Raw genomic sequence first — 21,185 nt, forward strand, 5'->3', positions numbered from 1 at the left:
CTAAGAACTCATTCACTGATATTATCATCTGATAATATTTCTAACGCGCTTGGGCTATTACACGAACGTTTTAGCCCAAGCACGAAAATTCTGCACTACTAATCTATCGCAAACCAAATCTCAACTCGCTGCAAATGAGGTACTCCAAGCCTCACAATCGCTCGCAGAAGACAGTCAGAAAATGGCGAACACTACAGAACACCTTACTGAGCAATTGAAATACTTTAAGGTTTAGCATCAATAGGACTATTAGCTTAAAGATAAAAAGCTCATAAAAAACACCTCCGCACTTGCGATAAGTTCGGAGGTGTTTGTATTTATGGCTAGTCATTTGCTATAAGCAACAAACGTCTAAAGCATCAAGCCTAATGCGCCGCTACTGAAATTTTCGGTGGGTTGATGTTGTGCTTCTTAAACTCTTTCATCACACGCAAAGTAATGTCGGTTTCAAACAGCTTCTCATACGCAGTATCCACAACGTAAGCCTTACAAGTTAGCTGTATTGCTAGGTAGTTATCGGTAATCGTCTGTTTAACCAAAACCGTTACAGGTTTCGGCAAGTGGATATAACGACTTGAAGACGCCGCTTCTTGAATCAGATCGCGGGCTAGGGTGATGTCTTCATCCATACCAACGTAAAACGGAATCACCACCTGCATGTCCAACGCACCGTAGTTACCACTGGTGGTCACTTCATTTAAGAACTTGTTGTTCGGAATGGTAATGATGTCATCGTTCAGGGTTCTCATTCGCACTGAACGCAAACCAATGGTAATGATATCACCGTAGTTGCCTTCGAACGTGACGCGGTCACCAACTTGAAAGGGCCTATCAATCATTACCGTGATGCCCGCGATGAATGAAGCTGCCAAATCTTTAAGCGCAAAGCCGACTGACACGGCGAGGGTACCACCAATCAAAGCCAGTATTTGGTCGTTGATTCTAAAGCTCATCATGAACACGATAAGACCTGTGCTCACATAGATAAAGAACTGAGTAAACGACTGCAGTTTCTGTAGCAGCATTCGGTATTGCACGAATTGGCTACCAAAACTGGTCACCATCGAGTTGATAAACTTAAGCAGTAACCACATCGCCGCAATAACGATCATGGAGAAGAACACGCCGCTCCATCGCACTAGGCTAGCTATCTTTGAGATGTTTTCTACATTGGCTAACTCTTCCGTCGCAAAGGTCGGGAAACTGACAGCACTTGCCAAGCCAACAAATAGTAGGATAAATAACTTCTTCATTTTACTTCACCAGTAGATGTTGACGGTCGAGAACGTTAGTAATGTGGCGGAACCAGTGCTCGGAAATTCGAGCCTTTTCTTCATGCCAACCAATATAACCACGGCTTTCAAAGTAACGCAGAATACCGGTTATCTCAGCCGTACTTAGCTGCGTACAATCAGACAATACTTCCGGAGAAGCGATTTCCAATTGCACGATAGAACGAAGCACAGCCAACATAGGTTTTGGCATGTTTTCCAGCTCCTGTGCTTCAGGAACATGGAACAAGCGCACCACTGCTTGATCGGTATCTTTGTTTCGATTCAAAGAGAGTCGGAAGAAGCGAAGAGCAACGGTAGGGTTACCATCAGAGTAATGCCACAAGATTCGGTAGAAGCCTTGGCGTGCGCGATCTTCCTCGCTCATGTCATCTTGGTCCCACTGTTTAGGCACCACCAAACCATCAAACGATAACGGCTTCTCAAGCTCCGTATTAATACGGCTATTTAGAAGCTCACCGACTTGTTTCTCTGTCCAACGCGGAAGGAAACACACCAAGTCAAACAGCAAACGTTCGCCACGCGCTCGATCGACAAACCGCCAGCTTGATTTGGCGATCGATATCACGACACGGTGGTTCTTTTTAGAACGACGCAGTAGATTGGTTAAACGTATCAGATCAGACAAGCCGCCAACCATTGGCTTAACTAGACGTTGTGCATTATCGATCGCAATCAAGTACGTGGTCTTGCTTTTACGAAGGTGAGCCAAGATCTGAATCTCAGTCGCTTTCTCTTCCAAGCCGATGCTCACCGCTAGATGCGCTAACAGCTCTTGATAACCAGCGTAAGGGCAACTTACGTAGACAGGTTCAGCGTTAGAGACTTTGTGCAGCAGGGTATAAAGCAGCGTTGTTGCGCCCACACCACGCTCACCTGAAACAATACAGATAGCAGGGCTGTCTGACATCAAGTAGCGAGACAGTTGCTTAACCTCATCACCGGCGTAATCAATCAGCGTGCTGTCGATATTACCCGGAAGAATGTATTCATAGGTTTGATCGCCTTTGATTCGAACCAAGTTTTGCTGATTCTTGTCAAGGTCAGACTGCTTAGCCACTTCAATTCTAAACAGGTACGCCAAAGCTTGGCTAAACAGTGTGTAATTAGACAGTAAGGCCATGATGCGGTGTTGGAAGTTGTAAACACTCAACCATACGATGCCAATGGCCGTCGCCAATATATTAAGTAAGAAGGTATCTTTGCGGTTTACTGCCCAGTTCACCCATACCGGACGATCAGAGATGTGTTGCAGCGTATCGAAGACTTTCGCACGCCATAATCTAAGCACTGAAATGGTAACCAGTACAAACCAGAAAAATAGGGCGCTGTAGATCCAGCTATAGATAGTGCCTTTGCCTAGCGTGATACTCGATATTTGCAAAGTCACACCCGCAACAATGAAGCTCCAAACATAACGGCGAATGGTCGATAGGCGCAGCGCAATCACTTCTTGATTAGATGTGCGGCCCAAACGATACGCAAATTCCAAAATAAAGCTGATAGCAATCGAACCACCTAGAATCCACCAAGTGAAGATCTCAAGGAAAATCAGGTGTTGCAGGCTAGGGATGCTGGAGAGCACTCTTAGAGAAAGCGTAATCGCAATTAACCAAGCAATCGCACGATCAGCGCGGCTGATGTACCAGATCACACGTACTAAAAATGGAGGGTTCGTTTTCGCTTCAAGAAAATTAATTCTGAACAACTCAATCAAACGAGTGCTATTGGCAAGCCACCACGCTAAACCAAAATAGATAAACAACACTTTTAACGATGCACCAATCACAGGCACTGGCGAAATAAAGATGTCTTTAACGAGCGCTTTAAAGCTACGAATTTGGAAGTAAACAAGATACTCAATGTTGAGCTTGGTTAATTCCCACTCTTGCTTAAATTGAGTTACGCCGTAGGGGCCAAAACCCGTTAGGCGCTCTTTATTAGCGGAATTCGTCTGCTCTAACAGGTGTTGCTTGCTCACATTCAAGCTATTCAAAGTGACGTAACTGGTTTGAACGGCAAACCATTGATCGGCGTCGTTGTTCGCTCTGTAGGCTTTTATCTGTTGCTCGAAGGTTTTGATTTCCTGCTTTTGAACTTGTAGCACTTCAGCGAGCAATATATTGACTTGGCGTCTGTCCGACGGTTCCATAAAGAGGGGGTCGGGTAACGAATCAATTCGATCATCGAGATCAACAGCAGAATCGGATACCTGCGGCTGAGATTGTAAGTCATATTCCAAGTTGGCATGACTAGGCCAAGAGAGAATGGCCAAAGTGAGGATTAAGAAGCGCGATAGTGAACGCATAAAAGTCTCTTAGAATTATGAGGTTAGGATTACTATAGTTAGATAATCTGACTTTGTGAAATCCAACCCCGTGTCGGGGGCGAGTACTTTATTCCTGTTTCGAGCGATTTTGTCATGAAATTGTCAGGGATTAGGCTAGTATTTGAGCATCTTTATTATGTCTTCTGTTGCGTTGATCGGGTTGGCTTTTACTGTGACCAATCAGCATACGATATATTCAATGGTTGGCATGATTTGGGACGTTATATACCGCCCATTATGGTGCGCTGTTCGATATTTTGTTTTTCCTTAAAATCGACGGTTTTACGGCGATAAATAGAAAACCAAAAATGTGAGTCAGTTCAAACTATGATTTGGCTAGGTTATCACTCACTTAATGGCCAGTAATTGCAATCAATACTTGCAGTTAAAGCCCTGAACAAGTAACGTTGCGGCGTTTTTCACATTAAAAAGGTAATGGCATTGATCTCCACAGCAAATATCACCCAACAATTCGGCGCTAAGCCACTTTTCGAAAATATTTCAGTTAAGTTCGGCGAAGGCAACCGCTACGGTTTAATCGGCGCGAATGGCTGTGGTAAATCGACGTTCATGAAGATCCTATCTGGTGAACTTGAGCCAAGTGCTGGTAACGTAAGCTACGATCCAAACGAGCGCGTTGCTAAGCTAAACCAAGACCAGTTTGCTTACGAAGAATTCACGGTAATCGACACGGTTATCATGGGTCACAAAGAGCTTTGGGCTATTAAGCAAGAGCGTGACCGCATTTACTCTTTGCCAGAAATGAGCGAAGAAGACGGCATGAAAGTGGCTGACCTTGAAGTTCAGTTCGCTGAAATGGACGGTTACATGGCAGAAGCTAAAGCTGGTGAGCTTCTTCTAGCGGTAGGTATTGAAGAATCAATGCACTTCGGTCTGATGAGCGAAGTAGCACCGGGTTGGAAACTTCGTGTTCTATTGTCTCAAGTACTGTTTGCAGACCCGCATATCATGCTTCTTGACGAACCAACGAACAACCTGGACATGGACACCATCAAGTGGTTGGAAGACACGCTAAACCAACGTAACTGCACAATGATCATCATTTCGCACGACCGTCACTTCCTAAACTCTGTTTGTACACACATGGCTGACCTTGATTACGGCGAACTTCGTCTATTCCCAGGTAACTACGATGAGTACATGACGGCTGCGACTCAAGCTCGTGAGCGTCTACTGTCTGACAACGCTAAGAAGAAAGCACAAATTGCTGAACTTCAAACGTTCGTATCTCGTTTCTCTGCTAACGCATCTAAAGCGAAGCAAGCAACGTCACGTGCTAAGCAGATCGATAAGATCCAACTAGACGAAGTTAAAGCGTCTAGCCGTCAAAACCCATTCATCCGTTTCGAACAGTCTAAAGAGCTATTCCGTAACGCACTTGTGGTTGAAAACCTATCTCAAGGTTTTGAAGAAGACCTATACAACAAGTTCGACGGTATTTTCGAAGTAGGTGAGCGTGTTGCTATCATCGGTGAGAACGGTGTGGGTAAAACAACACTACTTAACACACTAGCTGGCGCTCTTGAGCCTCGCACAGGTGAGTACAAGTGGTCTGAAAACTCAAACATCGGTTACTACGCTCAAGATCACGCACACGATTTCGAGACAGACATGAACTTGTTTGATTGGATGAGCCAATGGCGCCAAGAAGGCGAAGACGAGCAAGTTGTTCGTGGCTTCCTAGGTCGTATGCTATTTGGTCAAGACGACATTAAGAAATCTGTAAAGGTTATCTCTGGTGGTGAGCAAGGTCGTATGCTTCTTGGTAAAATCATGATGCATAAACCAAACATCCTGCTAATGGATGAGCCAACAAACCACATGGATATGGAATCTATCGAAGCGCTTAACTTGGCTCTTGAGAACTACAAAGGCACATTGTTCTTCGTATCTCACGACCGTGTATTCGTAGACTCGCTTGCAACTCGTATCCTTGAAATCAAAGATGGCAAGATCAACGATTTCCGCGGTACTTACGCTGAGTTCTTGAAAGCACGCGGCTAAGCTTTAAGTTAGCCTTAGTTTTCAACTCTATGCGTTGGAAATTAAGCTATAAATTGAAAATTAAAAACGCCGTCATACTAAAAAGCATGACGGCGTTTTTGTATCTAGCTAAGTTTCTATGTATTTATCCTTGATGGGTCACTAACTATTTACATCAGAACTTTACAATTAGAAGCGGTTAGTGAATCACCAATCAAACCTACGCTTTTTTCCGACTGCTGATTATTCACCTTTCACATCAAAGTCAATCTTGTCTGCACCCGTGAACACTTGGAAGCGTAAACCTTTAGCGCGAGCAATCGTAGTGATGCCGAACTTCTGCGCTAAATCTAAGCCCATTTGTGTAACGCCAGAGCGTGACAGTAGAACAGGGATTCCCATCTGCGCAACCTTAATCACCATCTCAGACGTTAAACGGCCTGTGGTGTAGAAGATCTTATCTTCACCTGTCTCTTTGTTAAGCCACATCTCACCAGCCAATGTATCAACGGCATTGTGTCGGCCAACATCTTCAACAAACGATAGAACCTTGTCGTCTTTGCAAACAGCACAGCCATGAACCGCACCCGCTTTCTTGTAGGTGTCGTTATAATGAGTCAGCGCTTCTAGAGCCGTATAGATTTCAGATTGCTTAATCTTGGTTTGAGGCACTTGGTAATCTTCCAATTGCTTCATCACGTTGCCATACATGGTACCTTGGCCACAGCCAGAGGTAACTGTCTTCTTCTTAAGCGCTTGCTCAAGTTGGCTCGTATCTTCTTTGGTGATAACCGCTGCTGAGCTGGTTTCCCAGTCGATGATGATTGATTCAACGGCTTCTGGATCAGAAAGGAAGCTTTGGTTTTTCAAATAACCCAAGACTAATGCTTCCGGGCGTGAACCCAATGTCATTAGAGTTACGATCTCTTTCCAGTTCAACATAACGGTAAGAGGGCGCTCGCACGCAATTTGTTTCGTTAGCTTTTCGCCATATTCATCAAACACTTCAACTTCGATGGTCTGAAGTGGGTTTTCACTGGTTTTTATTATGTTTGGTTTTACCACAGTCATTTCCTACTTAATGAGATAGCGATTTTATGAGATAAGAAGTCAACAAGAGCAATAAGGCTCTCATTCATTAATGCGCTAGTTTGTTGATTCGCTATGGCCTAGATTTCGATTATCGTTCTCGAACATGCCATAGATCTGTGAATACATAGCTCTGTGAAGAACATTAGCGAATTAGCTAAAGCAAATCTTATTCCAAAATAACGGGGATTGATGGAAACATGAAGCATTAGATTAAAATAGCGCAAAATATGAGAGTTCACCGGGTGGAGTTGTCTGAAATAACCAGTATCGACTAACGTTATAGTGACAACTTGATAACGAACGCTATAGATACGCTCTCGCAGTTAATCCGTATTGGCGTGTTTATTGCTTTATGGGGTGTATATGAATGCACACAGTACAAAATGTCCTAAGTGCATTCAGACCAAAGAAAATCAATTGGGTGAAGTATGTCTGAGATAAAAGAATTCAAAGAACAATATGAAAAAACAGAAGCAGCTTGGCCAATCGGTGTCCAAAGAATAGAGAAAGAGATCAAAACTGGCATTTGGGTAACAACTCAATGGGAACTCATCGGTTTTGAATTATCACCTGAACATGAAACCCCAGACGTATGTTTGCTTCAGTTGCACAAAGACGAACGTACCGACTACCGCTTCAATCTAAGCTCTCAGCAACCTAAGCTTTTCTTAGTGATGGATAATGTCGATTCAGGCGTTAAGCCCGTCATTCAGTTACTTACAGCATCACAAACCGTTGCAGGGCAATACATGGACGGTGACAACCAAGTCCTTTCATACGACATTCCGTTACCTGTACAAGCTTGGATGGAAGCGTTCATCGGTCGTCATGGTGAGTTATTAGAAGCAAGACGTAAGAAACGTAAAGGCGCGGGTCGATCAAATGGCAACTAACTTTTTTAGCCGTTGGTCTCAACGAAAGCTTGATGAATCAACCGACCAACCTTTAGAAGCGCAACAAACGCTTGAGGAAACTGAGCTTACTTCCGCAAAGACTTCGTCTGCTGCTTCATCTATAGACGCAGAAACATCGGAGTCATTAGAACGTGGAACTTTGGAAAAAGAGTCTCCAGAACACGCTGTCGATTCTCAAACTATTGACTCTCAGGAGATAGCATCAGAAACGACTGAAGACTTGTCTGTTGCTCAATTATTGGTGTCAGAAGCTTCAGAAAGCGTAAAAAAAGCGGCATTGCGTAAATTATTCCTCTCAGAAGAATTCAACGTTCGTGATGGTTTAGATGATTACGACGACGATTACAGTAATTTGAAGTCTCTTTCTGAAGGGGTTGCGGAAACCTTGCGTGATTGGGTTAAAGACAAAACGGAAGAAGAAACTGCGCCAGAAGAAGAGCAAATCATTGATAATAAAGACGAAGGTGAAGTTTTAGAAAATTCTGAAATCGATCTTGAGGTATCTGATAATAAACTTGAAACGTCAGAAAGTGCCGAAATAACCGAACAAGAAAAAGAACTGTATAAAAACACAGTATTGAATAATAACGCTACAATGTCAGACGAAGCAGACCTGAAAGAGGTGGGACAAAATATACCACACAAAGAATAGGTACATTTTGACTAAACACTCAATGAACCGCTTGCGACAAAATGTCCCAAGCGGTTTTTTTATACGCACAATAAACGTTATATAGAATTAAATCACTGAAATATAAGGCATATTAAATTGGCATGGCATTTGCAAAATAACGTTCATTATCAACTTTTTTGTAGATAGACGAGTTCACGGTCTGACGAACGACACACTGGCTAAAGGGTTAGTTGTTAACGGATTACTCAGCAAGTTCTCTCTCGCTTACTACAATAAAGGTTGAACAGATTATCCATGTCCAAAGATGGAACTGAGCAATGCTTAAACAATTATTAGAACAAGCAAATTCAAATAACGCTAAAGCAAGACTGTATGCATTTGAAAATACAGTTGAGTTAACAAATCTGATTCCACCTACTGTTAGCTACGAAAGCGGCGGTAATACACTTGTTATTGGTCCAACTGCGATCATTGAAAGTGCTGCGGCTCAATTACCTCAATTGACGAGCCTAACCTTATTGTCAACAGATGGCGAAAAGGGCACAAACCCAGAACTGTACTTCGCGAATTCGGTTCAAGTATCCGGTTTCCTTGGCACGTTTGAAGTTGTGATCGAAAACAAAGGCACATCAAGCAATCTAGCGAAAGTCGCGATTAATCACGATTGTTTCGATGTTGTTTTAGACCTATGTCTGAATAGCTGCATGACAGAAGAAGTACCTGTACCGGGTTATTACCCAGTAGGTCGTGGCTATCCAAAACTTGCTGAAGCACTGGAAGAGATTCCAACGCTTATGGGCACATTTGATAAGCCTAAGTTCTTCCGTCTCGACACTGACCTTTGCGCGCACAGTTCTCGTGGCGTAAAAGGCTGTGAGCGTTGTGTAGATGCTTGTCCTGCTGGCGCACTATCAAGTGAAGGCTCTGATAAGACGGGTCACAAGATTGAGATTAACCCTTACCTATGTCAAGGCGTTGGTACTTGTGCAACTAGTTGTCCTACAGAAGCGATTACCTATGCGCTGCCAAACCCTGATGACACTCAAAAGTTTATTGAACGTACGCTAGCTAATTATGAGCAAGCGGGCGGTCTGGATCCAATCGTACTTATCTGTAGCTCTCGTCATGAGACTTACAATGTAATGGCGCTAAAAGCACTGCCAGATAACGTGATTCCAATTGTCGTAGAAGAACTGCCATCTATTGGTATCGATACTTGGTTTGCAGCTTTAGTTAATGGCGCAACTCAGGTTCTGTTTGCCGCATCTCGCTTTATGCCAGAAACGATCATTCGTGTTCTAAATAACGAAGTAGGGATTGCTCAAGAACTACTAGATCAAATCGGTATTCCAAAAGAAACCATCGATATTCTGTACTTAGAATCTCTACGTGAATGTCCTCCAACACTTTGTGTGGATTCATTCGACCTTGCACTTGGCGATCTTCAAGGCAACAAGCGCCAACGTCTATTTACAGCACTTGATGCGATGTCTTCAGCTCGTATTCCTGTTGAAAATATTGTTGAGCTTCCGTCAAACGCACCTTACGGCAACGTTTCGTGTGATAGCAAAGATTGTACGTTATGTATGAGCTGTGTGGCTGTGTGTCCGACACGTGCACTTCATACCGACGGGGCTTCTCCATCACTTAAATTTGTAGAACAAGACTGTATTCAATGTGGCTTGTGTGAAAAGGCATGTCCTGAAAATGTTCTGACTCTTACGCCTCGTATGAACTGGGTAAAAGAAGAACGTCAAAAAGCAGTTGTGATTCATGAAGAGAAAGCTGCGGAATGTGTACGTTGCCATAAACCATTCGCACCTCAGTCTATGATTGACATGTTACAGAACAAGTTACGCGGTCACTCTCACTTTTCAGATGAAGCAGCGATTAATCGTATTGCTATGTGTGAAGACTGCCGTGTGGTGGATATGTTCGATTCAATGGCTCAAGACCCATTGAAACAATTGAAATACTAGGAGTTAGCCTTGGAAACGAATTTGGATCAGGCACAAGAACAGACACTAAGAACTGAGATCTATTTGGTTCTATCCGCACTGTTTCGCAGCGCACCTTCTGAAGAGGTGATCGACTTTCTAAAAACACTCGATATTGAAGCGTCTGAAAGCGCAATGCAAAAGGCTTGGATTGCCATTCAACAAGCGGCAACAGAATCAAACCGTGAAGCTCTTGAAGACGAATATCAAGATTTGTTCATCGGTATTGGGCGTGGAGAAGTCGTTCCATTTGGTTCTTGGCATCGCACTGGCGCCATGATGGAAAAACCATTGGCAGAGATTCGTCATGACTTAGAGCTTTTAGGCATTGAGCGTGACGATCAAGTGAAAGAGCCGGAAGATCATATCGCAGCACTGTGTGAAGTGATGGCGATGCTAACGGCTGAAGAAGAAGCACTGCAACAGGCGGTATTCAATAAGCACCTTGGCCCTTGGTTTAACTCTTTCACGCGTCAGCTTGAAGGGGCAGAAAGCGCGAACTTCTACAAATCGGCCGCTCAACTGTGTGAAGCATTCTTAACGTTAGAACAAGTGCGTTTTAGCGTGAATACAAAAAGCAGTAAGCACAAATTAAAGATTGATGTGAAAAACGTCACTGATTACGAGTAATCGAGCAGTACGCGATTATATCGATAGAGGGGCATTAAGCCTCCAAAAAAAGATCTACCGTAAGGTAAGGAAGCAATGATGAAAGATAATAAAGATATAAATACAAGCCGTAGGGATCTACTCAAAGGCTTGACGACTGCAGCCGTTGCTGGTGCCGTTGTCGCTGGTACAACTAAAGTGGCAACCGCTTCAGAAACTGTTGAAATTTCGAAAGAAGACGTGAAGAAGACAGGGTATCGTGAGACGCAACACATTCGCGATTACTACGACACACTTTAGGAGATAACGGATGAAACTTGTCAAACGCTCCGATAGTGTGAGCAAAGAAACCAATCAGCTAGGTGTGTCTCGACGTGCCTTCATGAAAAACACTTCATTAGCTGCTGGTGGCGCAGTGGTAGGCGCAAGTCTATTTGCACCAGGTATGATGAAGAAAGCACAGGCTAAATCAGTCGATCCAGAAGCGAAAACAGAAGTGAAACGTACTATCTGTTCTCACTGTTCTGTGGGTTGTGGTATCTACGCTGAAGTTCAAAATGGCGTATGGACAGGTCAAGAGCCTGCATTCGATCACCCATTCAACGCTGGTGGACACTGTGCGAAAGGTGCAGCACTTCGTGAGCACGGCCACGGTGAACGTCGTCTTAAGTACCCAATGAAATTGGAAGGAGGTAAGTGGAAGAAGCTTTCTTGGGAACAAGCGATTGAAGAGATCGGTAACAAAGCGCTAGAACTTCGTAAAGAGTCTGGCCCTGATTCAGTTTACTTCCTAGGTAGTGCGAAACACAGTAACGAGCAAGCTTATGCATTCCGTAAGATGGCTTCGCTTTGGGGCACCAACAACGTTGACCACCAAGCACGTATTTGTCACTCAACCACAGTAGCCGGTGTTGCGAACACTTGGGGTTACGGTGCAATGACAAACTCGTTCAATGACATGCACAACTGTAAATCGATGCTGTTCATTGGTTCAAACCCAGCAGAAGCTCACCCAGTAGCGATGCAACACATCTTGATCGCGAAAGAGAAGAACAACTGTAAGATCGTTGTTGCGGATCCTCGTCGTACGCGTACTGCTGCGAAATCAGATCACTACGTTTCTCTTCGTCCAGGTTCTGACGTTGCGTTTATCTGGGGTGTGTTATGGCACGTCTTTGCAAACCAATGGGAAGACAAAGAGTTCATTAAACAACGTGTATTCGGCATGGACGAGATCCGTGAAGAAGTCGCGAAGTGGAACCCAGCAGAAGTTGAACGCGTAACTGGTGTTAGTGAAAAAGACGTATACCACACCGCGAAACTACTTTCTGAAAACCGTCCGGGTTGTATCGTTTGGTGTATGGGTGGTACTCAGCACACGACTGGTAACAACAACACACGCGCTTACTGTGTACTTGAGCTTGCGCTAGGTAACATCGGTAAATCAGGCGGCGGTGCAAACATCTTCCGTGGTCACGATAACGTACAGGGCGCAACTGACCTTGGCGTACTGTCAGACACACTTCCAGGCTACTACGGCTTGTCTGAAGGTTCTTGGCGTCACTGGTCAAAAGTTTGGGATATCGACTTTGACTGGGTGAAAGGCCGTTTCGACGACAACGCATACGGCGGTCAAAAACCAATGAACAGTGCAGGTATTCCTGTATCTCGTTGGGTTGATGGCGTACTTGAAGACAAAGACAAGATTCGCCAACGCGAAAACATCCGTGCCATGTTCTACTGGGGTCACGCGGTGAACTCTCAGACTCGTGGTCCAGAGATGAAAAAAGCGATGCAGAAGCTGGATATGATGGTTATCGTTGACCCATACCCAACAGTTGCAGCAGTAATGAACGATCGTACTGACGGCGTTTACTTGCTTCCAGCAACCACTCAATTTGAAACCTACGGCAGTGTAACGGCATCAAACCGTTCTCTACAGTGGCGTGACAAGGTGGTTGATCCTCTGTTCGAATCTAAGCCTGACCACGAAATCATGTACCTTCTTTCTAAGAAGCTTGGTTTCTCTGATCAACTGTTCAAAAACATCCGTGTTGAGAACAACCAACCATTGATTGAAGACATCACACGTGAATTCAACAAAGGTATGTGGACGATCGGTTACACAGGTCAAAGCCCAGAGCGTTTGAAAGAGCACCAACAAAACTGGCACACATTCCACAAAACTACGCTTGCTGCAGAAGGCGGCCCAGCGAATGGCGAGACCTACGGTCTTCCTTGGCCATGTTGGGGCAACCCAGAGATGAAACACCCAGGTACGCATATCCTTTACGATACGTCTAAACCTGTCGCTGAAGGTGGTGGTAACTTCCGTACTCGTTTCGGTGTCGAGTTTGAAGGTCAAAGCCTACTGGCTGAAGACAGCTACTCAAAAGGCAGCGAAATCAAAGATGGCTACCCAGAATTTAGTGACAAACTGCTGAAACAACTGGGGTGGTGGGATGACCTAACAGCAGAAGAGAAAGCCTCTGCTGAAGGTAAAAACTGGAAGACTGACGTTTCTGGCGGCATTCAACGCGTGGCTATCAAGCACGGTTGTATTCCTTTTGGTAACGCGAAAGCGCGTGCGATTGTTTGGACATTCCCAGACCGCGTACCACTGCACCGTGAACCACTTTACACACCACGTCGTGACCTAGTTGCTGACTACCCAACATGGGATGACAAGGAAGCGATCTTCCGTGTTCCTACGTTGTACAAGTCAATCCAAGAGCAAGACAAGTCTGGTGAATACCCGATTATTCTTACTTCTGGTCGTCTGGTTGAGTACGAAGGTGGTGGTGAAGAAACCCGTTCGAACCCTTGGCTAGCAGAACTACAACAAGAGATGTTTGTTGAAGTGAACCCGAAAGATGCAAACGACATTGGCTTTAAAGATGGCGATGACGTTTGGGTTGAAGGTGCTGAGAAGGGCCGAATTAAGGTGAAAGCGATGGTAACTCGTCGTGTGAAACCGGGTCTGGCGTTCATCCCATTCCACTTCGGTGGTAAGTTCCAAGGCGAAGATTTGCGTTCTAAGTATCCAGAAGGCACTGATCCTTACGTTATTGGTGAAGCTGCTAACACAGCAACCACATACGGTTACGACCCTGTCACGTTGATGCAGGAAACGAAAGTAACCCTTTGTAATATTCGTAAAGCGTAAGGAGTCTTAAAATGGCTAGAATGAAATTTCTTTGTGACACCAAGCGTTGTATCGAATGTAACGGTTGTGTCACTGCATGTAAGAATGAAAATGATGATGCTCTGGAATGGGGTATTCAGCGTCGCCGCGTTGTAACACTGAACGATGGTGAACCGGGTGAAAACTCTATCTCAGTAGCATGTATGCACTGTACTGATGCACCTTGTATGGCAGTTTGCCCAGCAGACTGTTTTGAACATACAGAAGACGGCATCGTACTTCACAATAAAGATCTATGTATCGGTTGTGGCTACTGCTTGTTTGCTTGTCCGTTTGGCGCACCTCAATTCCCTAAACAGGAAGCATTTGGTGAGCGCGGTAAGATGGACAAATGTACATTCTGTGCTGGCGGCCCTGAAACAGAGCCAGGTTCTGTTGAAGAGCGTCAGAAGTACGGTGCGAACCGTATTGCTGAAGGCAAGCTGCCAATGTGTGCTTCGCTTTGTTCAACAAAAGCACTGCTAGCGGGTGACGCAGAGAAAGTTTCTGATGTTTTCCGTCAGCGTGTAGTTGAACGTGGTGCGAAAGGTGCAGGTTGGACAGACGGCAACGACCTTTCTTACGATGCGACTAAGAGCTAAGTAGGAGAGACGTATGCTTACAATGTTTAAGCGTCTCTTCCTTGTTGTGCTGCCGATGTTGGCAGCACTAACAATGCTTTCTCCTATGAGTCATGCATCTGAGACGAACTCATCACAAACTCAATCGAGCTCTGCTCAACGAGAAATCACACAGCTTGCTGGTGCCGATTTTTGGCGACAAGTAAGAAATGGAGAGGAAGGTTACACCACATCTCAATCTGCTGAGCACGGTGTATTGATCAGTACTCCGGGTCAAACGTGGTACATATTGAAAGAGAAGTGGATGTCACCAGCCGGTGCGGTCGCTATCTTTGGCAGTATTGCTTTTGTGACTTTGATGTACGTTGTGATTGGCCCGCTAATGCTAAGCGCGCCAAGAACGGGTCGTAAGATAAAACGTTGGTCGCGACTAGATCGTGCCTTGCACTGGAGCATGGCGTTTACCTTCTTAACACTGGCGTTCAGTGGTTTGATGTTGGTTTACGGTAAGCACTTCTTGAAACCTTATATCCCAACGGATCTATGGGGCTTCATCGTTCTACTGGCTAAGCAATACCATAACTACATCGGCCCAATTTTCTATGTGCTGTTGATGGCTGTTCTTATCAAGTGGTGGCGCAAGTCTATCTTCAAGATGGTCGATATCCAGTGGTTCATGAAACTGGGCGGTATGGTAGGGAAACATAAAGGTTCTCATCCATCTGCTGAGTTTTCGAACGCGGGTGAAAAAGCACTGTTCTGGCTATTGATTGTTATGGGTAGTGTCGCTGCGATCAGTGGTTTGGTTTTAGACTTCCCAATCTTCGGTCAAACCCGTCGAGATATGGAGCTTTCAAACCTAGTCCACATGTTGGCTGCTTTGATCCTTATCTGTGGTTTTGTGTTCCACATCTACATCGGCTTGTTCGGTATGGAAGGTGCACTAGAAGGCATGGTAACAGGCGAAGTTGATGAAACTTGGGCAAAAGAGCACCATGACCTTTGGTACAAAGAAGTGATGGAACAAGAGAAAAACGGCGTTGAACAAAGCGCTAACGCAGCAACAGAGAAAAGTGAAGGGGTGAATAAGAATGAACAAACCTCATAAAGGTATTTGGGTTGCTTACATCCTAAGCTGCTTTACACCATTTACTTGTCTTCTCTCTGGTGTAATTGCCATCATCTACGCAGGCTATCGTTTAGATAAAGGTGAAGACAGCGAAGTAGTGGATACCCATTACTACGGCTTGATTCGCTCGTTCTTCTTGAACCTGACGTTCTTTGTTGTGCTTATCGTGACCGTAGCAACCTCTAATGGCGTGTTGATCGGTGTTAACGATTACTGGTATCAAAACCACATTATCGATGACATCGCTTACTACATCCCGTATGTAGGCATGTTGTTTGGTGGTGTTGCGATTGTGGTTTGGTTTATTCGTATGTATCAAGGTATGCAGCGTTTAAGTCAAAACCTACCGCAAAACCCGACAACAGGTCCAAACTTGTAGTCGAGCATAGACTTACTAGATAGCGAATTATCTAGCACAATAGTCCTTTTGAAAGCCCAATGATTTCGGTCATTGGGCTTTTTGTTTCTAATCAGCAACAAAACTGAATGAAGCATGGTATTGACCGCTTCAATATGGTGCAACTCCCTTAATTGGTGCAATTCTTGTTTCCATTTTTACGCTTATTAAGAACCAAGAAAGTGCACTAATAAATTTATGCGCTATTAATCAATAATTTAAAAGTAAAACCTGTTGCACGAAAATTACCCTTCACACTTGGAACGCATCTTGCGTTCACTGTTGAGTCTTTAATTAATTACAACATTGAATCGCACGATATCAGTGCAAATCAGATAAAGCGAAGGAGAATGCTTTAATGAGTGAAACGGTGACTCAAGTTCATAGTGCAGTACAAACCCTTACCCAAAGTTCAGATACTTTATTCCTATTACTCGGTGCCATCATGGTTTTCTTGATGCACGCTGGCTTTGCTTTTCTAGAAGTCGGTACCGTTCGAAAGAAGAACCAAGTAAACGCGCTCGTTAAGATCCTGTCGGATTTTGGTGTCTCCGCCATTGCTTACTTCTTTATCGGTTACTGGGTTGCTTACGGTGCACACTTTTTTGCAGACGCAGAAACACTTTCGCAAGGCAACGGATATGAACTGGTTAAGTTCTTCTTCCTAATGACATTCGCTGCGGCAATCCCAGCGATCGTTTCAGGTGGTATCGCAGAGCGTGCACGTTTCTACCCAATTTTGATTGCGACACTGTTTACGGTTGGTTTCATCTATCCATTTTTTGAAGGCATCATTTGGAACGGCAACTTTGGATTCCAAGATTGGCTAGAAGGCCAGTTTGGTTATGGGTTCCATGACTTCGCAGGCTCTGTAGTGGTTCACGGCGTAGGTGGTTGGATTGCTTTGGTTGCGGTTTACTTCTTAGGGATGCGTAAAGGTCGAATCCGTGCAGGCAAACACACCAACTTCGCGCCATCGAATATCCCATTCTTAGCACTAGGCTCTTGGATCTTATGTGTCGGTTGGTTTGGCTTTAACGTGATGTCAGCTCAAGCAATCAACGGCATCAGCGGCCTAGTGGCGATGAACTCACTCATGGCCATGGTTGGCGGTATTCTTGCGGCTCTAATTGCAGGTAAAAATGACCCGGGCTTCATCCACAATGGTCCTTTGGCTGGTCTCGTCGCTATCTGTGCGGGCTCAGATTTGATGCACCCACTTGGCGCTTTGGTGACGGGCGGTGTGGCAGGTGCGCTGTTTGTTTACCTATTTACTTATATGCAAAACAAAACACAGATCGATGATGTACTGGGTGTATGGCCTCTACACGGCGTATGTGGTGCCTGGGGTGGCGTTGCTGCTGGTATCTTCGGCCAACAAGCTTTCTGGGGTCTAGGCGGCGTGAGCTTTGTTTCTCAGTTGATTGGTACAGTCGCAGGTGTTGCTGTTGCTTTCGTCGGCGCGTTAATCGTATACGGTGTGTTGAGCAAACTAACAGGCCTACGCTTAAGTGAAGAAGATGAATTCAACGGTGCGGATCTTTCTATCCATAAGATCTCTTCTATCAACGAAGACTAACGTTGTTCACTTGGTGGGGTAAAGCACATCAAGTAGACAACTGTTGAACAGAACTAAGCGGCTTCGGTCGCTTTTTTGTTTCTATGGATAGCAAAACAGAGAATTTGAGTAACAACAACCACAACTATCAAGCGAGTTATGTCACAAATAGCCAATGAATTCAGTTGCCTAAGACTATGGTCTAATCCCCAAAACTATTGTTGGAATTTGAACAGTGCTAAGCTGTTACAAAGTGACATATCTAAAAGGACGTTATATGCATTTCCCATATCGAAATATCGTAATTCTTACTGGCGCTGGCATCTCTGCAGAGTCGGGGATACAAACATTCCGAGCACAAGACGGGCTATGGGAAAACCACAAAATCGAAGATGTAGCGACGCCTGAAGGGTTCGCAAAAGATCCTGACTTGGTACAAGCCTTCTATAACAAGCGTCGTCACGGCCTGCAAAGTAAGAGCATTCAGCCCAATTCAGCCCACAAGGCGCTAGGAGAGCTAGAAGACAAGCTTGATGGCAAAGTTACCATCATTACTCAAAACATCGACAATTTGCACGAGAGAGGCGGTAGCAACAACATTATTCACATGCATGGTGAACTTTTAAAAGCGCGTTGCAGTGAATCCAATCAAGTTGTAGAGCACAAAGGCGATATTGAAACGGGTGAACTTTGTCATTGCTGCCAAATCCCTGCACAAATGCGTCCACATATTGTTTGGTTTGGCGAAATGCCACTAAGAATGGGCGACATTTATTCCGCACTGGAAGAAGCGGATCTGTTTATCTCTATCGGAACTTCAGGTGTTGTTTATCCAGCGGCAGGCTTTGTTCACGATGCGAAAATGCATGGTGCACATACTATCGAGATAAACCTCGAACCAAGTGCGGTTGAAAGTGAATTTGAAGAGAAGCGCTACGGCAAGGCGAGTATCGAGGTGCCTAAACTGGTTGGCGAGTTATTATGTACAGAGAAAGGTTCTTTAACGGCCTAAGCCTTGTCTTTAATAACACACATCAGTTTCTGAATCTGAAAAAATAAAGCGGCTTACGCCGCTTTATTTAATTAACTTCTTAACTAACAATAACTTAGTTGTTTACTTTAAGTTTTTGGAAGTACTCGTCATAAATAACGCTCGCTTCACCAACTTCATCTTGCCACACACCGTTATCCATCACTGATTGTGGTGGGAAAACGTTCTTGTCTTCAGCAAATTCTTTAGGAAGAAGAGGGTAAGCGGTTTTAACTGGTGTCGGGTAACCGATCTCTAGAGCAATTTTCGCAGCGTTCTCTGGGCGAAGAAGGAAGTCGATCATCTTATGAGCCGCTTCAGTGTTCTTAGCGCCTGCTGGAATTGCTAGGCTGTCCATCCAGAAGATAGCGCCTTTTTCTGGCCAGATAATGTCAATCGTTGCGCCTTCTTGGCGTGCCATGTAAGCAGAACCATTCCAAAGCATACCAAGAGACACTTCACCTGCTAGGTAAGGGTTCGCTGGGAAATCTGAGTTAAATACCAATACGTTTGGCATTAGCTTACGAAGTTCTTCGTAGGCTTCTTTGATTTCTTCAGGGTTAGTCGTGTTTGGAGAGTAGCCCAGTTTAGATAGAGCGATATGGAAAACCTCACGAGAGTCATCCATCATCATCAGTTGACCTTCCCACTGCGTATCCCACAGATCGCCCCAGTTTTTAACTGAAGACTTGTCTAGCATGTCTGAGTTGATACCAATACCCGTCGCACCCCAGATGTATGGGATTGAGTAGTTGTTATTTGGGTCAAATGGCTTATCTAAGTAATTTGGATCCAAATCTGCAAAGTGGCTTAGCTTGGTTTTATCAAGCTCTTGAAGCATGCCTTCTTTACGCATCTTAGAAACGAAGTAAGTAGAAGGAACCACTAAGTCGTAACCCGTACCTTGAGTTTTTAACTTAGCGTACATGCTTTCGTTAGACTCATAAGTTGAGTAGTAGACTTTAATGCCCGTCTCTTCTGTGAAGTCTTCTAGTACTTCATTTGGAATATATTCAGACCAGTTGTAAAAATACAGTTCTTGGTCAGCTGCGAAAGAGGGTGTAGAAAGTAAAGTAGCAGCACACAATGCGCCGGTATACAGTGTTTTTTTCATTACTGTTCCGTTCATTTGTTTGATTTGGAGCTGGGTAGTGAACCCAAGGTAAAGGATTTCGAAAAATCGCGCTATATTATAGCAGTGAAAAAATAAAATAGGCAGCCTAAGCTGCCTATTCATTGATATTCTTATTTTTAACTTGTTGATTATCTACATCGTCTTGTTAAGTAAACCTGCTACTTACTCGCGGTTAGATAATAAGCTAAGTTACTGGCCTGCTTTAAGTTTCATGAAGTAATCTTCGTACTTCACTGTCTTATCACCAACCGCGGCTTGCCATTCAACACGGTCAAGATCTTCTTGCGATGGGAACAGCGCTGGGCTGTCTTTAAACTTCTCATTAGACGCTTTAACTGCAGTTAGGTAGCCTGTGTCACGAGAAATTTGCTCAGCGATTTCAGGGCGAAGTAGGAAGTCGATCATCTTGTGAGCCGATTCTACGTTTGTTGCGCCAGAGCTGATTGCAAAGTTATCAACCCAACCGATACCGCCTTCTTTAGGGAAAACCAGTTTGATTGGTAGACCTTCGTTTTGCGCTGCAGCAGCAGAACCGTTCCACAGCATACCAAGACCCACTTCACCAGACATGTAAGGCGCGCCTGGGTTGTCTGAGTTAAATACTAGAACGTTTGGCATAAGCTTTTGTAGCTCAGCGTACGCTTCGTCGATCTCTTTTTCGTTGGTTGTGTTACCAGAGTAACCTAACTTACGCAGTGCGATGTGGAACACTTCACGAGTGTCGTCCATCATCATCAGTTGACCTTCAAGCTCTGGCTTCCATAGATCAGCCCAGCTTTGGAAATCTTCTGGATCGTACATGTCAGTGTTAACAGCAAGACCTGTGATCGCAACTACGTGTGGAATAGAGTAGTCGTTGCTTGGGTCGTACGGCTTATCTAGATAGTTAGTATCTAGATTCTTGAAGTTGTTCAGCTTAGTTTTGTCGATCTTTTGTAGCATACCTTCGTCACGCATCTTAGATACGAAGTAAGTCGACGGCACAACTAGGTCATAGCCTTTGTTGTGTGTTTTTAGCTTTGCGTACAGGGTTTCGTTCGACTCGTAAGTCGAGTAGATCACCTTGATACCAGTTTCATCAGTGAACTGTTCTAGAATCTCACTGTTGATGTAAGGTCCCCAATTCATGAATACCAATTCTTTGTTATCTTTTGCAAATGATGGTGCAGATAACATTGAAAGCGCACATGCACTACCAGCTAATAGAGTAGCCCATTTTTTCATTGACGTTAGCTCCAAACTAAACGTTGCCCGAAGGCAGTAGATAGAAAAACAGAATGGCAATTTACCATTCTGTTTA

General features: G+C 44.4%; 17 protein-coding genes. 12 read left to right on the plus strand and 5 right to left on the minus strand.

Going from position 1 to position 21,185, the window contains the following annotated elements:
• Nucleotides 1-365: 365 nt before the first annotated feature.
• Together AB4512_RS13640 and AB4512_RS13645 are read right to left on the minus strand one after the other, a co-directional pair.
• Nucleotides 366-1,253: a mechanosensitive ion channel family protein gene (locus AB4512_RS13640; RefSeq protein WP_048612067.1), complete on the minus strand. Its 888-nt coding sequence runs from the start codon at nucleotides 1,251-1,253 to the stop codon at nucleotides 366-368.
• Between the two features lies 1 nt (nucleotide 1,254).
• Nucleotides 1,255-3,600, minus strand: coding sequence for an ATP-binding protein (locus tag AB4512_RS13645; protein WP_017068188.1), 2,346 nt, complete (start codon nucleotides 3,598-3,600; stop codon nucleotides 1,255-1,257).
• Nucleotides 3,601-4,062: 462 nt separating this feature from the next.
• Here AB4512_RS13645 and AB4512_RS13650 point away from each other — a divergent pair, with 462 nt between their 5' ends.
• Complete coding sequence (locus AB4512_RS13650) at nucleotides 4,063-5,646, plus strand: ABC-F family ATPase (RefSeq protein WP_009846736.1); 1,584 nt, start codon at nucleotides 4,063-4,065, stop codon at nucleotides 5,644-5,646.
• Nucleotides 5,647-5,868: 222 nt separating this feature from the next.
• On the opposite strand, the gene AB4512_RS13655 is transcribed toward AB4512_RS13650, so the two are convergent.
• Nucleotides 5,869-6,690 carry a formate dehydrogenase accessory sulfurtransferase FdhD gene (locus AB4512_RS13655; protein ID WP_017068189.1) on the minus strand — a complete coding sequence of 274 codons (822 nt, stop codon included), beginning with the start codon at nucleotides 6,688-6,690 and terminating at the stop codon, nucleotides 5,869-5,871.
• A 455-nt stretch (nucleotides 6,691-7,145) separates the two neighbouring features.
• Between AB4512_RS13655 and AB4512_RS13660 the strand changes: the two genes are divergently transcribed.
• The 11 genes from AB4512_RS13660 to cobB all read left to right on the plus strand — a co-directional run bounded on the left by AB4512_RS13660 (nucleotide 7,146) and on the right by cobB (nucleotide 18,732).
• Nucleotides 7,146-7,610: a DUF3305 domain-containing protein gene (locus tag AB4512_RS13660; RefSeq protein ID WP_017068190.1), complete on the plus strand. Its 465-nt coding sequence runs from the start codon at nucleotides 7,146-7,148 to the stop codon at nucleotides 7,608-7,610.
• Nucleotides 7,600-8,283: a DUF3306 domain-containing protein gene (locus AB4512_RS13665; protein WP_372175049.1), complete on the plus strand. Its 684-nt coding sequence runs from the start codon at nucleotides 7,600-7,602 to the stop codon at nucleotides 8,281-8,283. The genes AB4512_RS13660 and AB4512_RS13665 overlap by 11 nt, the downstream gene beginning before the upstream one ends.
• A gap of 299 nt (nucleotides 8,284-8,582) precedes the next feature.
• Nucleotides 8,583-10,244 (plus strand): 4Fe-4S dicluster domain-containing protein, encoded by a 1,662-nt coding sequence (locus AB4512_RS13670; protein ID WP_017059620.1) that lies wholly within the window; start codon nucleotides 8,583-8,585, stop codon nucleotides 10,242-10,244.
• A 9-nt stretch (nucleotides 10,245-10,253) separates the two neighbouring features.
• Nucleotides 10,254-10,892, plus strand: coding sequence for a molecular chaperone (locus tag AB4512_RS13675; RefSeq protein ID WP_017059621.1), 639 nt, complete (start codon nucleotides 10,254-10,256; stop codon nucleotides 10,890-10,892).
• Nucleotides 10,893-10,970: 78 nt separating this feature from the next.
• Nucleotides 10,971-11,171, plus strand: a complete 201-nt coding sequence (locus AB4512_RS13680) for a twin-arginine translocation signal domain-containing protein (RefSeq protein WP_008217926.1) — start codon at nucleotides 10,971-10,973, stop codon at nucleotides 11,169-11,171.
• Between the two features lie 10 nt (nucleotides 11,172-11,181).
• A complete protein-coding gene (locus AB4512_RS13685; RefSeq protein WP_017066649.1) occupies nucleotides 11,182-14,037 on the plus strand; it encodes a formate dehydrogenase subunit alpha in 2,856 nt (951 codons plus the stop codon).
• A gap of 11 nt (nucleotides 14,038-14,048) precedes the next feature.
• Complete coding sequence (gene fdh3B / locus AB4512_RS13690) at nucleotides 14,049-14,657, plus strand: formate dehydrogenase FDH3 subunit beta (protein WP_004742271.1); 609 nt, start codon at nucleotides 14,049-14,051, stop codon at nucleotides 14,655-14,657.
• Nucleotides 14,658-14,670: 13 nt separating this feature from the next.
• Entirely contained in the window at nucleotides 14,671-15,744 is a 1,074-nt protein-coding gene (locus AB4512_RS13695) for a formate dehydrogenase subunit gamma (RefSeq protein ID WP_048615941.1), read from the plus strand.
• The gene (locus AB4512_RS13700; RefSeq protein WP_050649910.1) at nucleotides 15,728-16,144 is read left to right on the plus strand and encodes a hypothetical protein; all 417 of its coding nucleotides are present in this window, start codon (nucleotides 15,728-15,730) and stop codon (nucleotides 16,142-16,144) included. Before AB4512_RS13695 ends, AB4512_RS13700 begins: the two co-directional genes overlap by 17 nt.
• A 376-nt stretch (nucleotides 16,145-16,520) precedes the next feature.
• Entirely contained in the window at nucleotides 16,521-17,741 is a 1,221-nt protein-coding gene (locus tag AB4512_RS13705; protein ID WP_372175050.1) for an ammonium transporter, read from the plus strand.
• Between the two features lie 256 nt (nucleotides 17,742-17,997).
• Nucleotides 17,998-18,732, plus strand: a complete 735-nt coding sequence (gene cobB / locus AB4512_RS13710; protein ID WP_372175051.1) for a Sir2 family NAD+-dependent deacetylase — start codon at nucleotides 17,998-18,000, stop codon at nucleotides 18,730-18,732.
• A gap of 94 nt (nucleotides 18,733-18,826) precedes the next feature.
• Here the strand turns inward: cobB and AB4512_RS13715 are convergent, their stop codons facing one another.
• Nucleotides 18,827-19,864 carry an extracellular solute-binding protein gene (locus tag AB4512_RS13715; protein ID WP_017059627.1) on the minus strand — a complete coding sequence of 346 codons (1,038 nt, stop codon included), beginning with the start codon at nucleotides 19,862-19,864 and terminating at the stop codon, nucleotides 18,827-18,829.
• A gap of 210 nt (nucleotides 19,865-20,074) precedes the next feature.
• Nucleotides 20,075-21,109: an extracellular solute-binding protein gene (locus AB4512_RS13720; protein ID WP_372175052.1), complete on the minus strand. Its 1,035-nt coding sequence runs from the start codon at nucleotides 21,107-21,109 to the stop codon at nucleotides 20,075-20,077.
• Nucleotides 21,110-21,185 lie beyond the last annotated feature (76 nt).

It is taken from the genome of Vibrio sp. 10N.222.52.B7 (genome assembly GCF_041474275.1).
Taxonomy (GTDB): domain Bacteria; phylum Pseudomonadota; class Gammaproteobacteria; order Enterobacterales; family Vibrionaceae; genus Vibrio; species Vibrio crassostreae_C.

Excerpts from the sequence above, each read along its gene's own strand:
- AB4512_RS13640 (WP_048612067.1), bottom strand. The coding sequence starts at position 1,253 with ATGAAGAAGTTATTTATCCTACTATTTGTTGGCTTGGCAAGTGCTGTC.
- AB4512_RS13645 (WP_017068188.1), bottom strand. The coding sequence starts at position 3,600 with ATGCGTTCACTATCGCGCTTCTTAATCCTCACTTTGGCCATTCTCTCT.
- AB4512_RS13660 (WP_017068190.1), top strand. The coding sequence starts at position 7,146 with ATGTCTGAGATAAAAGAATTCAAAGAACAATATGAAAAAACAGAAGCA.
- AB4512_RS13665 (WP_372175049.1), top strand. The coding sequence starts at position 7,600 with ATGGCAACTAACTTTTTTAGCCGTTGGTCTCAACGAAAGCTTGATGAA.
- AB4512_RS13670 (WP_017059620.1), top strand. The coding sequence starts at position 8,583 with ATGCTTAAACAATTATTAGAACAAGCAAATTCAAATAACGCTAAAGCA.
- AB4512_RS13680 (WP_008217926.1), top strand. The coding sequence starts at position 10,971 with ATGAAAGATAATAAAGATATAAATACAAGCCGTAGGGATCTACTCAAA.
- AB4512_RS13685 (WP_017066649.1), top strand. The coding sequence starts at position 11,182 with ATGAAACTTGTCAAACGCTCCGATAGTGTGAGCAAAGAAACCAATCAG.
- fdh3B (WP_004742271.1), top strand. The coding sequence starts at position 14,049 with ATGGCTAGAATGAAATTTCTTTGTGACACCAAGCGTTGTATCGAATGT.
- AB4512_RS13695 (WP_048615941.1), top strand. The coding sequence starts at position 14,671 with ATGCTTACAATGTTTAAGCGTCTCTTCCTTGTTGTGCTGCCGATGTTG.
- AB4512_RS13700 (WP_050649910.1), top strand. The coding sequence starts at position 15,728 with ATGAACAAACCTCATAAAGGTATTTGGGTTGCTTACATCCTAAGCTGC.
- AB4512_RS13705 (WP_372175050.1), top strand. The coding sequence starts at position 16,521 with ATGAGTGAAACGGTGACTCAAGTTCATAGTGCAGTACAAACCCTTACC.
- cobB (WP_372175051.1), top strand. The coding sequence starts at position 17,998 with ATGCATTTCCCATATCGAAATATCGTAATTCTTACTGGCGCTGGCATC.
- AB4512_RS13715 (WP_017059627.1), bottom strand. The coding sequence starts at position 19,864 with ATGAAAAAAACACTGTATACCGGCGCATTGTGTGCTGCTACTTTACTT.
- AB4512_RS13720 (WP_372175052.1), bottom strand. The coding sequence starts at position 21,109 with ATGAAAAAATGGGCTACTCTATTAGCTGGTAGTGCATGTGCGCTTTCA.